The 12,685-nt window shown below is 64.3% G+C and carries 9 protein-coding genes and 2 pseudogenes; all 11 read right to left on the reverse strand.

Annotation, left to right across the window (positions count from 1 at the left end):
• A pseudogene (locus HNH97_RS09200) lies at window positions 1-288 on the reverse strand (hypothetical protein); the annotation flags it as partial.
• Window positions 289-708: 420 nt separating this feature from the next.
• A complete protein-coding gene (locus tag HNH97_RS09205; protein ID WP_171790689.1) occupies window positions 709-1,482 on the reverse strand; it encodes a response regulator transcription factor in 774 nt (257 codons plus the stop codon).
• 474 nt (window positions 1,483-1,956) lie between these two features.
• Complete coding sequence (thiD, locus tag HNH97_RS09210) at window positions 1,957-2,751, reverse strand: bifunctional hydroxymethylpyrimidine kinase/phosphomethylpyrimidine kinase (RefSeq protein ID WP_171790685.1); 795 nt, start codon at window positions 2,749-2,751, stop codon at window positions 1,957-1,959.
• Between the two features lie 2 nt (window positions 2,752-2,753).
• Complete coding sequence (gene glmM / locus HNH97_RS09215) at window positions 2,754-4,112, reverse strand: phosphoglucosamine mutase (protein WP_110913903.1); 1,359 nt, start codon at window positions 4,110-4,112, stop codon at window positions 2,754-2,756.
• A gap of 42 nt (window positions 4,113-4,154) precedes the next feature.
• A complete protein-coding gene (folP, locus tag HNH97_RS09220) occupies window positions 4,155-5,210 on the reverse strand; it encodes a dihydropteroate synthase (RefSeq protein WP_171790686.1) in 1,056 nt (351 codons plus the stop codon).
• Window positions 5,211-5,445: 235 nt separating this feature from the next.
• Entirely contained in the window at window positions 5,446-7,380 is a 1,935-nt protein-coding gene (gene ftsH, locus HNH97_RS09225; RefSeq protein WP_171790687.1) for an ATP-dependent zinc metalloprotease FtsH, read from the reverse strand.
• A 138-nt stretch (window positions 7,381-7,518) separates the two neighbouring features.
• Window positions 7,519-8,841 carry a tRNA lysidine(34) synthetase TilS gene (gene tilS, locus HNH97_RS09230; protein WP_244949381.1) on the reverse strand — a complete coding sequence of 441 codons (1,323 nt, stop codon included), beginning with the start codon at window positions 8,839-8,841 and terminating at the stop codon, window positions 7,519-7,521.
• Window positions 8,842-8,975: 134 nt separating this feature from the next.
• The gene (locus tag HNH97_RS09235) at window positions 8,976-9,758 is read right to left on the reverse strand and encodes a tol-pal system YbgF family protein (RefSeq protein WP_171790688.1); all 783 of its coding nucleotides are present in this window, start codon (window positions 9,756-9,758) and stop codon (window positions 8,976-8,978) included.
• A gap of 152 nt (window positions 9,759-9,910) precedes the next feature.
• A complete protein-coding gene (gene pal / locus HNH97_RS09240; RefSeq protein ID WP_110094364.1) occupies window positions 9,911-10,384 on the reverse strand; it encodes a peptidoglycan-associated lipoprotein Pal in 474 nt (157 codons plus the stop codon).
• Between the two features lie 255 nt (window positions 10,385-10,639).
• Complete coding sequence (gene tolB, locus HNH97_RS09245; protein WP_110913899.1) at window positions 10,640-12,010, reverse strand: Tol-Pal system beta propeller repeat protein TolB; 1,371 nt, start codon at window positions 12,008-12,010, stop codon at window positions 10,640-10,642.
• Window positions 12,011-12,039: 29 nt separating this feature from the next.
• Window positions 12,040-12,685: pseudogene (locus tag HNH97_RS09250) on the reverse strand (energy transducer TonB); the annotation flags it as partial.

Here is a 12,685-nt window from a genome sequence, read left to right on the forward strand (position 1 = left end):
CTGGTTGCCGACATACAGGCAGTTGCAGACCTTGGGGTCGGAATAGATATACAGGACATGATCGCCAAACGGCTTCTGCAGGAAACGGTTCGGCGGCAGTTTCTGCAACATCTCCAGACGCTGCGGCGTATTCGCCGGACGCGCGACAAACCCTGCGGCGGCCAGGCTGTTTTCGCGATCGGCAATCTGGTCGCGCACGCTTTCACACCCCGAAAGCGACAGGCAGGCCACGGCCATGAATGCCGGGACCGCCAACAGATTCCAATTCGTCCTGATCTTGGTTTTCATCCACATACCCCTTGTTCCATCCTGTTCATATTCCCGATCCGAAACGCTGGCAAAGGCGAACAGGATGCCATGCAGGACATGGCGCATGGTTCATCGGATGAAAATATCACGTTCCCGCTGCGTCATGACATATCCCGGGGCATCGATACATTATTTTTCATCGACTTTGATCTATCTCATGTCCGGGGTGAGGCGACCCATGCGATATCAAAAGGGCGATGGGGGCATCGCATATCGAATCATCACTTTACAACTTGCGGGGCCAGCATATGGCCCCGCACTTTTTTTGTGGATCCACCCGTACCGCGCCATGATGCGCGGATACGAAAAACCCGCCATGAGGAACCTCATGACGGGTCATTCCCGGTGCCCGTCAAACGGCAGGGGGCAATGCCGACCGACAGGCGATGCGCGTTGTGTTCAGGCCACGGAACCGCCACCGACGCCATGTGACGTCGCCTGCGCCGCGACATGGGGCGCGATGTCTCCCTTGCCCGCGGCGGGCATGGGAATCGTTGCGACCGCGTCGTCCTTGAGCATGTATCCCTGCCCCCAGACCGTCGTGATCAGGTTTTCACCGCCCGCCTTCTGCAGTTTCTTGCGCAGCTTGCAGACGAAGACGTCGATGATCTTCATCTCGGGCTCGTCCATCCCGCCATACAGGTGGTTGAGGAACGCATCCTTCGTCAGGACCATGCCCTTACGCAGCAGCAGCAGTTCGAGGATCATGTATTCCTTGCCCGTCAGGTGGACGGACCGCCCGTTGACCGACACGTCACGACTGTCGAGGGAAAGCCGCAGCGAACCTGCCTGCAATGTCGGCTCGCTATAGCCTTTCGACCGGCGGATGACCGCCTGCATGCGCGCCGTCAGTTCCATCGGGTCATAGGGACGGGTCACATAATCGTCCGCCCCGATGGAAAAGGCCTTCACCTTCGCCTGCGCACTGTCCTGTGCGGACAGGATCAGGACCGGGGTGGCAATCCGCGCCGCGCGGCAGCGCCGGACGACATCGTGACCTTCCATGTCCGGCAGGCCAAGTTCCACAACCGCAATGTCGTAATCATACAGTTTCAGCATCGCAATCGCATCATGACCCGAAACCGCATGATCGACCATGAACCCAACCGCCTGAAACTGGCTGGCTTCCTTCCCCATCATGGCTCTGTCCGGTTCAACCAGCAAAACACGCATATCGACCACCAATATTTTCGTTAATATGTGTTACTACCTATAGGTGTATTTTTTTCATGAAACAATCTTTAGGTTGTGAATAAGCGGTGACACACTCATTCAATGCGGGAATATAATCCTATATGTTTATAGATGAGTCCACAGGCCATCGCGGATTCTCAATGAAAACAGGAATTCATTTATTTATTGCATGCAAAACCGCCATCTGGCCGTGCCTCAAAAATGACACGTTCCGCGTGTCATCCTGCGAAAATGATGGCAGGCCTGCGCGTCCGGCACAGCCATAGGTGGCGCCGTGTCCTTGCCTGCATGCCCATGGGAAAATGGCATGTAACCGCGGGTTACAGACCCGTTCCCACGGGTCTTGCATCGAGTCCCCGTTCATGAAACCAGGGGGGCACGCGGGATGTGCCCAAGGCAGGTCGCCCGTCCTGTCCCGCCCGGGGCATGGCGCGCGGCGCATGCCCCACATCACTATGTCGTGATGTCTACCGCATGATTGACCGGCCCCGCCCCATGGCCATAGCCCGGCGCGGCCACAATGGCGCGGTAAAGGTAGGCCCGCGCCCGGTCGATGGCCGCAGGCAGGGCCATCCCCTGCCCCAGTCCCGCCGCGATCGCGCTGGCCAGCGTGCATCCCGTGCCATGGGTATGGACCGTCCGGACACGCGTGGACGTAAAGCTTTGCACCGTTCCGTCCGAATCCACGAACACATCCACCAGTTCGTCCCCCGGCAGGTGCCCCCCCTTCAGCAGCACCGCATGCGCACCCATGTCGCGCAGGTCCAGCGCCGCCTGCCGCATGTCGCCATGCGCACGTACCGGCCGCCCCAGCAGGACCTCCGCTTCCGGCAGGTTGGGGGTCAGCAGCGTCGCCAGCGGCAGCAGCCTTGACTTCAGCGCCGCCACCGCCTCCTGCCGCAGCAGCGACGCCCCGCCCTTCGCCACCATGACCGAGTCCAGCACATAGGGCACACCGGGACGGGTGGCGATCATGTCGGCCACCGCACCGATGACTTCGCTACGGCCGAGCATCCCGCTCTTGAAGGCATCGACGCCAATATCGTCCATCACGCAGCGCATCTGCGCGGTGACGAAATCCGGCGGGACGGGAAAGACGTCATGCACGCCACGCGTGTCCTGCGCGGTCAGGGCGGTAATGGCCGTCATCGCGAAACCGCCCAGCGCGGTGATCGCCTTGATGTCGGCCTGTATGCCCGCGCCGCCGCCACTGTCGCTGCCGGCAATGACAAGGATACGCCCGCGCATCGTCAGGCCATCATCTGCACGGCGGTGATGGCGGCGCACATGTCATCGACCACCTGCCGGACAAGCTGTTCATCCTCCGCCTCCACCATCACGCGGATCAGGGGTTCGGTCCCGCTTTCACGCAGCACCAGACGCCCACGTTCACCCAGGCGCGCTTCCGCCGCGCGGCGCGCCTCGGCAATGGCGGGATCCAGCAGGGGACTGCGCCCGGCAAAGCGCACATTGCGCAGCAGTTGCGGATAGGGCGTGAACATGCGGCAGACCTCGCTTGCCGGACGGCCTTCCTCCACCAGCACCGCCAGCACCTGCAGGGCGGCGACAAGGCCGTCGCCCGTGGTGGCGAAATCCGACAGCAGCATGTGCCCCGACTGCTCCCCGCCGAGGTTCGCGCCAAGTTCGCGCATCTTCTCCACGACATAGCGGTCGCCCACGGCGGTGCGGATCAGGTCCAGCCCCTGTTCGGACAGGAACCGCTCCAGCCCCATGTTCGACATCACGGTGGCCACGATCTGCCGTCCCGCCAGACGCCCCTGCTTCACCCATGACCGCGCGATCAGGGCGAGGATCTGGTCCCCGTCGATCAGGCGTCCCTTCTCATCCGCGATCAGCACCCGGTCCGCATCCCCGTCCAGCGCGATGCCGATATCGGCACGGTGCCGCGTGACCGCGTTGCACAGCGCCTCCGGCCGGGTGGAGCCACAGCCCTCGTTGATGTTGATGCCATCGGGGTCGCAGCCGATGCGGATGACCTCCGCCCCCAGTTCCCACAGCGCAGTGGGCGCGACGCGATAGGCCGCGCCATTGGCGCAGTCGATGACGATACGCAGCCCATCCAGCCGCAGGCCACGCGGGAAGGACGACTTCGCGCTTTCGATATACCGCCCCGCCGCGTCGTTGAGGCGCGAGGCCCGGCCGATCTGGTCCGGGGCGGCCAGGCGTCCGCTGAGGTCGGAGCGCATGGTCTCCTCGATCTCGGCCTCGACCTCGTCGGACAGCTTGAACCCGTCGGGACCGAACAGCTTGATGCCATTGTCACCATAGGGATTGTGCGAGGCGGAAATCATGACCCCGAGGTCCGCGCGCAGCGACCGCGTCAGCATGGCGATCGCGGGCGTGGGCATGGGACCGACCAGCGTGACATCCATCCCCGCCGACAGGAAGCCGGAGACCAGCGCACATTCGATCATATAGCCCGACAGGCGCGTATCCTTGCCCAGCAGCACACTGTGGCGATGCGTTCCCTGAATGAAACGCAGACCGGCGGCCTGACCCAGTTTCTGTGCGATCTCAACCGTCATCGGGTCCTGGTTGGCGGTACCCCGAATCCCGTCGGTCCCGAACAGTCGTCTTGTCTTCGTCATGCCTGCGCCATCCCCGGGCTGCTTGAACTGGTGTGCATGGACCTACCTTACCTGCCGCGCGCAATCCAGTCCCTGCCATATCTTCAGGCCCTGCATCATGACCCCGACATCGTGAACCCGCAGGATCGTGTTCGCAAACACCAGTCCGGGCAGGCTGGCGGCCATGCTGCCCGGATCACGCAGCGCGGCGTCGGCAATACCGGTCACCTGCCCCACGAACCGCTTGCGCGATACACCCAGCACCACACGGCACCCCAGATTGGCCAGTAACGGCAACCGGGCAAGAAGTTCCATGTTCTGCGCCGCCGTCTTGGCAAAGCCGATCCCCGGATCGACCATGATGCGATCGCGCGCCACCCCCGCCGCCACGGCGTGGTCCACCCGGTCGCGCAGTTCGCGCACGACATCCACCGCGACATCGGCATAGGTCGCATGGTCGTTCATCGTCTCCGGCGTGCCGCGCATGTGCATCAGCATGACCGGGCATCCCGCGCGCGCCACGACCGCCACCGCCGCAGGGTCGTGCATCAGGGCGGAGACGTCGTTGACCGCATCCGCCCCCGCCGCCAGCGCGCGTTCCATGACGGACGCATGGCGCGTATCGATGGAAATCACCGCACCGCGCGTCCGCGCGTCATTGCGCAGGGCGGCGATGACCGGGGCGATCCGCTCCCATTCCTGCCCCGGGGTCACGCGGGCCGCGCCCGGGCGGGTGCTTTCGCCGCCGATATCAATCACCGTCGCCCCCTGCGCCAGCATGTCCGCCGCCGTGACAAGGGCGCGATCCGCCGCCAGGTGCCGTCCGCCATCACTGAAGCTGTCGGGGGTGGCGTTGACGATGCCCATGACCCGCGCCCCGTCCGGCAGGCCCGCAGCCCCAAGGGGCGCACAGACCCGCGCCAGCACATCCTCCCACCCCGGCGGGATCGCCCCCACGGGCACAAGTCCCGTGTCACGATACCCCCGCCACAACCGCGCCAGCGAAAAGGCAACCGGCCCCCCACACAGCCAGCGCGCCATGCCAAGGCGCACCGCATCCGCCGCCGCCTGCCCCGACAGCAGTCCGAGCGGTTCGAGAAGCCTGTCGTCGTCCGTCATCTATCGTCCCGTATGCCGCATCTGAGAGGAAATCATAAAAGTTCTTGGTGAAGCTTTTTGCAAAAAGCTTCGAAAGACGTCGCCTTTTTGAAAAAAGGCGACACCCAAAAACTTTTATGATTTTCAGCATGTTGCTGGGGACAGCTTTTCAAACAGTCCCCTGAAAACAGAATGGCGGAAGAACGCATGTGGTTCTTCCGCCATCTTCATCCGTCAATGAAACCGCACCGAGGCGTCAGCCCGGCTGGGGCGCGGGCCCGACATCCGGCCCCGCCGCAGGCCCCGGCAGCGACCCCGTGGGGGCCGACGGCGGAACCGACGGACGGCGGTTTTCAGGCATCGGGTCATCCACCACAACACGGGTGATCTTCTCGCCGCGCAGGACCTGGCGGATTTCCTCGCCCGTCAGGGTTTCATATTCCAGCAGCGCCTCGCCCAGGCGATGCAACTGGTCGATATGTTCCAGCAGCAGCGTCCGCGCCTTGAGGTAGGCCGCATCAATCAGGCTGCGCACCTCGTTGTCGATCTCACGCGCGGTTTCCTCCGACACGTTCTTGTTCTGCGTGACACTGTGGCCAAGGAAGACCTCCTGCCCGTTGCCGCCATAGGCCACCATGCCAAGCTTTTCGCTCATGCCCCATTCGGTGACCATGCGGCGGGCAACATCGGTCGCCATCTTGATATCGCCCGACGCCCCGGTGGAGACGTTGTCCGGGCCAAAGATGATTTCCTCCGCCGCGCGGCCACCCATCGCCAGCGTCAGCTTGCCGATGCACCACGACCGGCTTTCGGAATAACGGTCCTTTTCCGGCAGGCTCATGACCATGCCCAGCGCACGGCCACGCGGGATGATCGTCGCCTTGTGCACCGGGTCCGACCCGGGCGTAAGGATGCCGACCAGCGCATGCCCGCCCTCGTGATAGGCGGTCATCTTCTTCTCGTCATCGGTCATGACCAGCGAACGGCGCTCCGCCCCCATCATGACCTTGTCCTTGGCGTTCTCGAACTCCAGCATCGCCACCGTGCGCTTGCCCAGGCGCGCCGCCATCAGCGCGGCCTCGTTCACGAGGTTGGCGAGGTCCGCGCCGGAGAAGCCCGGCGTGCCGCGCGCGATCACCTTGGGATCGACATCGGACGCCAGCGGAACCTTGCGCATATGCACGCGCAGGATCTTCTCGCGCCCTGCCACGTCGGGGTTGGGCACCACGACCTGACGGTCGAAGCGGCCGGGACGCAGCAGCGCGGGGTCAAGGACGTCGGGGCGGTTGGTCGCGGCAATCAGGATCACGCCCTCATTGCTGTCGAAGCCGTCCATCTCCACGAGCATCTGGTTGAGCGTCTGCTCGCGCTCGTCATTGCCGCCGCCAAGGCCCGCGCCACGATGGCGGCCCACGGCGTCGATTTCGTCGATGAAGATGATGCACGGCGCGGCCTTCTTGCCCTGCTCGAACATGTCGCGCACACGCGATGCGCCGACACCGACGAACATTTCAACAAAGTCCGAGCCGGAGATGGTGAAGAACGGGACGTTCGCCTCCCCCGCGATGGCACGGGCCAGCAGCGTCTTGCCGGTGCCGGGCGGGCCGACAAGCAGCACGCCCTTGGGGATCTTGCCGCCCAGACGGGTGAACTTCTGCGGATCACGCAGGAAGTCCACGATTTCCTGCAGTTCGCCCTTGGCCTCATCAATGCCGGCGACATCGTCAAACGTGACGCGCCCCTGCTTTTCCGTCAGCATCCGCGCCCGCGACTTGCCAAAGCCCATCGCGCGCCCGCTGCCGGACTGCATCTGGCGCATGATGAAGATCCATGCCCCCACCATCAGCAGCAGCGGTGCGTAATTGATCAGGTAGCGCAGGAACGGATTGGTGTCGCTGTCGATCGGCTTTGCCACGACTTCGACGCCCTTTTCCGTCAGGCGCGAGATCAATGTCGGATCCTGCGGCGCATAGGTATCGAACGACGTCCCATCGGTCAGGGTGCCGGTAATCGTGTGGTCCTGCACCACGACAGACCGCACATGCCCGGTGTTCACGTCACCGATGAAGTCCGAATACGCCAACTGCTGCGATGCGTGCTGCGCGCTTCCCGGCTGGAAAACGTTGAACAGCAGCAGCAGCAGCACAATGATGATTACCCACAGGGCCAGGTTCCGGCCGAAATTATTCATCTTGCCCACTGTTCCATGTGCTGACGCCCTCGTGGGCCCACCGGGGCAGGCCGACTGACAGACACCAAGTTCCTGTTTACGTCTTTCTTACATAGGACGATCAAGGCATATTCACACCCCCCATGACAGACCTTTCTGTCAAACCGGGCGATGAATCTGCCCTGACGGCCCGAATCTGGCAAGCACCGTCGCAGGTGACGGGGGGGCAAAGGCAAAACGCCATCCCCGTTCCATGCCGGGGGCGAACACCCCCATATGCGGCACCGCCACCACCCGCCCGTCCCGGTGCAGCGCGGGCAGCGTGCGCAGCACCCGCGCGGGCACCCCGGGCCGCCCCCGTTCGCGCGGCCACCATGCAGCCACCGCCCCGGCAGCACCGACGCACAACCCGCGCGACAGTTGCACGTCCCCCGCCCCGCACAGCACAAAACGCCCGTCCCAGCGCACACCCGCACGGGCAGGAACATGTCCCTGCATCGCCGCTTCCTCCCGCGCCAGCAGCCATCCCCCCCCATGGACCAGCAGGCATGCCCCGCCCAGCGTCGCCGCACGCGGCGCGGCACACAGGGCGGCGACACCACCGGGGGAGGGTGGATATTCATGGCCGGAGACAGTACGGACCAGGGCGGACAGCACCCGTGCGGGCGGCAGCGCACGGGGCAGGACGACCCATCCCCCGGCATCGAACCGGGCATGGGCCGCAAGCCATTGCGCATCGCACGCATCACGCGCCATGCGCTGCGCCCCCGACAGATCCGCCGTCTCAAGAGACATGCGCCGCAACCGGGCATCGTCCGACAGCGCACGCCGCGCCCGGGCGCGTTCGGTGCGCAGGTCGGCATTGGACGGGTCCTCCACCCAATCCAGGCCGGCATGGCGCACGGTGGCGTACAGGTCGGCCTTTCCGACACCCAGCAATGGCCGGACGAACCGCACGTCCGTGCCCGCAACCGCCTGCGCCATCGCGGCGAGTCCGTCGGGACCACTTCCGGCGCGCTGGCGCATCAGCACGGTTTCCGCCTGATCCCCCCCATGATGGCCAAGCAGCAGGTCGAGGCTGCCCAGTTCACGACATGCCTCAACCAGCGCCCGGTAGCGCATGTGCCGCGCACGTTCGGCCATGCGCGGCCCGCGCGACAGCCCCTCCAGTCGCAGCAGGCGCGCCGGGATGCCAAGCGCCGTGAGGCAATGCACCGTCTGCACCGCCTCCTGCGCCGATTCCGCGCGCAACCCGTGATCCACGACCAGTCCGACCACCGCCCGCCGCCACCGACGCGCCAGCAGCGCCAGCGCAAGGCTGTCGGCCCCGCCGGACACCGCGATCGCAACCGGCACCGCATCAGGCCCATCCGGCAGCCATGGCCCCAGCGCCTGCATGCAGCGCGCGAATTCGGCATCCCCGATGACCCGCCCGCCATCTGCCGCCTTCATGCGTATGGTGGCCTCATCCAGTCTGTCCATGGCCATTGCAAAAATCATTCAGATGTTTCTGGCGAAGATTTTTCCAAAAACCTTCAAAAGAACGCCGCCTTTTTAAAAAAGGCGGCATCCAGAAACTTTTATTCATTATTGATTGGTCGTTTTACAGCAGGTGTTCAACTGCTGCACTTCGCCTTCTTGCGATAGACACCTTCCGCACTGCGGATACGGGCTTCAGGTTCGGGAAATTCATTCGACAGCTTGTCCAGCGCCTGACAGGCCGACGCCTTGTCGCCCAGCGCCACCAGCGTCGCCGCCACCCCCAGCAGGGCGCTTGGCGCGCGCGCGCCATGGGGGGAACGGTTATAGGTATCGTAATAAGCCAGCGCCGACTGCCGGTACTGCTTCTGACCCGCCAGCGACTGCGCCAGCAGGTACTGCGCATCGACCTGCCGCGGGCTTTTGGGGCCGGACAGCACCTGCTGCGCATCCGCCTGCGCCGCCGTGTAATCCTGCCGCAGCAGCGCCGCATTCCCTTCCTTGAGGATATCGGCCGCCGTGCGCTTCGCCGGGGCTGCCTCATCGGCGGAGGCCAGAGGCGCCGATACGCCTGCTGCGGCCCCGCCGGCAGCGGCCCCTGCGACAGCACCCGCGCCGGACGCACCGCCATGGCCGTTCTGCATCGCGAAATTCATATCCGCGATCTGCTTGCTCAGCGTGGCGTTCTGCTGCTGCACCTGATTGTTCAACTGGTCGATCTGCCCGCGCATGTCACGCGTCTGCTCCTCCAGCGTATTCACGCGGTCCAGCAGTTGCAGCACAAGGTTGCCATTGTCATCGGAAGTACTCCGCGCCACCGCCGGGCCATGCAGGGCCACAAGCCCAAGCGCCATCCCAAGAAGCCCCGTTCGCAGCGGCCGCCGCCCCGCGTGGACAAAGCTGGACACAACAGACCGCATGGATGAGATCCCCCTTCTTGAGAGCTTGTATCTTGCCGGCATGCATCAGGCGCCGGGTGGAACAGGCATATACCTAAAACAAAACCGGCCGGGTGATAAGCACCCGACCGGTTCCGTTAAAACCTCCATTTCCCATGATGGGAAAGGAAACCTTACTGCACCGCGGAAATCGCGTTGCGGTTCTGCGACCAGGAAGCCTCGTCATCGCCGGGGGCGGTCGGACGGTCCTTGCCGTAGGAGATGGTCGTGATGCGCGAAGCCGCGACACCCTTGGCCACCAGGTAGTCATGGGCGGCGTTCGCACGACGCTGACCCAGCGCGAGGTTGTATTCCTCGGTCCCGCGATCGTCGCAGTTACCGGCGATCTGGATGTTGACCTGCGGATACTTCGCCAGCCACGCGGCCTGACGGTCCAGCGTCGCCTTCGCATCGGCGGACAGGGTGTTCTGGTTCAGTTCGAAGAACACGCGGTCACCGGCATTGGCAACCAGGTCGGCTTCGCTGCCCGGGACGGGGCCGGTCTGCTGCTGGGTTGCGGCGCCGGTGTTGGCGGCCTTGTTCGTGTGATCGGAGCAGGCGGCGAGGAAAAGAGCCATGCCAGCGGCGCCAAGAAGCTTCAGTCTCATTACTTTTGATCCTGGATTGGTTTCTCTGATGATGGAAACCACTTGTTAAATTTCCGGGTACAAATTCTGCTGGTCCCGAGTCTCGTTTTGCCCTGCCAACAAACGTAAACAGAGACCCGCGAACGCTGGAGACCTGCGGGGTTAATACTTCATCGGGCCCACGATCGTCAAGTTGAAGCCAACACATATCGGACCTTCACCAGACGAAACGCTGCACGATATTGTACCCGTCGAGTGTTGTAAAAATGTCTCCTTTTACTGGTTCAGGGGCGACCATGTCGGGTCGGACGACATGCCGACCGGCAGGATACGCTCGTGGAAGCCGGTAATGTCGATGCTGCTGATGCCGGAGCTGAACCCCGCACCCCCCGCATGGGCGGCGCTTTGGCGGCAGAAGGCAAGGACCCGGCCATTCGGGCAGAAAGTCGGGCTTTCCACTGTAAAGCCCTGCGTCAGGATACGTTCCCCCGTCCCGTCGGGCGCCATGACGCCAAGGGAGAAGGAACCGTTGGCGATACGCGAAAATGCGATCAGGTCACCGCGCGGCGACCATACGGGCGACCCGTAATGGCCATGGCCATAGGAAATGCGCTTCGCATCCCCGCCACTGGCCGGCATGATATAAAGCTGCGGCGAACCGCCACGGTCGGAGTTGAAGACGATCTGTGATCCGTCCGGACTGTAACACGGGCTGGTGTCAATTGCACCCGACGCCGTGATCTGGTGGCGCGACATGCTTGCCAGGTCCACCGTATACAGGTCGGACCCGCTGCCGCGTGTCACCGACAGGATGACCGCATCGCCACGCGGGCTGAAACGCGGCGCGAACGACATGCCCGAGAATTCGCCCAGCACCCGCTGCTGCCCCGTATTGAGGTTGAACAGGTACACGCGCGGGCGGTTGTTGATGTAGGACATGAAGGCGAGTTCGCTGTTCGCCGGGTTGAAGCGCGGGGTGATCGTGTCCCACTGCCCGCTGGTCAGGTAACGGCTGTCGGCGCCATCCTGGTCCATGATCGCAAGGCGGCGCGTCTGGTGCGAACGCGGACCCGACATCGCGACATAGGCGATGCGGGAGTTGAAATACCCCTTCTCCCCCAGCAGGCGCGTATAGATCACGTCCGCAATGACATGCGCGATCCGCCTCCAGTCCTGGCTGGACGCGGTATAGGCGGTGCCCTGGATCTGGCTGCCGGTGGTCACGTCCCACAGGCGGAATTCCACGCGGATGGAGGAGCCGCGGTCTTCCGCCTTGCCCGTCACCATCGCACGCGCGCCCATCGTCTTGTACGTCGCGAAGTCGGGGCGGCCCGCCGGCATGGAGGCCGAAATGGGACGGAACAGGCCGCAATTGCCAAGGTCGGCGGAAATGACATCGGTAATCTGCTGTCCCATGCCATTGCCCAGCGACGGGATCACGATGGGGATCGGCGCGGTACGGGCCTGGTCCACGGTAATTTCCGCATCCGGCGCCGATTGCGCATGGGCGGCGCCAGAGGGCGCGAACAGCGGCGTCGCAAGCAGCCCCCCCGCGATCCCCGCCCCCATCACGCCGCGGCGACCGAATGCGGCGGCCAGGCGATCGGCATCCGCATCGGGGATAAGTGGCTTTACACTTGGACTCATCTCAATCGTCTCCTCGGTCTCGTCCCGTTTTACGGACGAAATACGAATTTCAGCTGTCGGGTCTGGCCCAGCAGGTTCTTGGGAATCGGCAGCTTGGCGCAGGTCGGGCTCAGCACCGCGTCGCGCGCCCGCTCGGCCAGCGCGCGATAGGACGGGTCACTGTCCATGCGGGCCTGCGTCTGCGGCGCGAACTCCACGATGCGGGCCGTGCCCGTGGCGTCCACCGTGACCACAAGATGCGCCACGAACTGCGCGTAATTACGCGCGGCCGTATCTTCGGAATAACAGCGCCGCACGGCGTTGCCGATCCCCTTCTGGTCGGCAGCGCTCATGGACTGGGTAATATCTCCGTCAGGCGTCCCGCCACCATCGGGCGCGCCACCCTGCGCGGGATTGGCACGCGCCTTGGGCGGATGGGTCTGCTTCTGGTCGGCGCGGAAGGAATCCAGCGTCGCCAGCAGCGAGTGTGTATCCGGGACGGATTTCTTCGTCTCGTTGGGCTGCGTGATGTGGGAGAATTCCTGCACCTTTGGCGGGGCGTTCTCCTCCGGCTGCGGCGACGGCGGCACCGGCGCGCTTGCGGGCGCGGGCACCGACTGCGGCTGCGGCGGGACCTTCAGCGCATCGGGGGACGGTTCCTCCGCCTTGGGGGGCGTGGGGGTGTCCGGCGTGGGG

This window comes from Gluconacetobacter entanii (assembly GCF_013155425.1).
Classification (GTDB): Bacteria; Pseudomonadota; Alphaproteobacteria; order Acetobacterales; family Acetobacteraceae; genus Novacetimonas; species Novacetimonas entanii.

Excerpts from the sequence above, each read along its gene's own strand:
- tolB (WP_110913899.1), bottom strand. The coding sequence starts at position 12,010 with ATGAGTCCAAGTGTAAAGCCACTTATCCCCGATGCGGATGCCGATCGC.
- folP (WP_171790686.1), bottom strand. The coding sequence starts at position 5,210 with ATGACGGACGACGACAGGCTTCTCGAACCGCTCGGACTGCTGTCGGGG.
- tilS (WP_244949381.1), bottom strand. The coding sequence starts at position 8,841 with ATGGACAGACTGGATGAGGCCACCATACGCATGAAGGCGGCAGATGGC.
- ftsH (WP_171790687.1), bottom strand. The coding sequence starts at position 7,380 with ATGAATAATTTCGGCCGGAACCTGGCCCTGTGGGTAATCATCATTGTG.
- thiD (WP_171790685.1), bottom strand. The coding sequence starts at position 2,751 with ATGCGCGGGCGTATCCTTGTCATTGCCGGCAGCGACAGTGGCGGCGGC.
- pal (WP_110094364.1), bottom strand. The coding sequence starts at position 10,384 with ATGAGACTGAAGCTTCTTGGCGCCGCTGGCATGGCTCTTTTCCTCGCC.
- glmM (WP_110913903.1), bottom strand. The coding sequence starts at position 4,112 with ATGACGAAGACAAGACGACTGTTCGGGACCGACGGGATTCGGGGTACC.
- HNH97_RS09235 (WP_171790688.1), bottom strand. The coding sequence starts at position 9,758 with ATGCGGTCTGTTGTGTCCAGCTTTGTCCACGCGGGGCGGCGGCCGCTG.
- HNH97_RS09205 (WP_171790689.1), bottom strand. The coding sequence starts at position 1,482 with ATGCGTGTTTTGCTGGTTGAACCGGACAGAGCCATGATGGGGAAGGAA.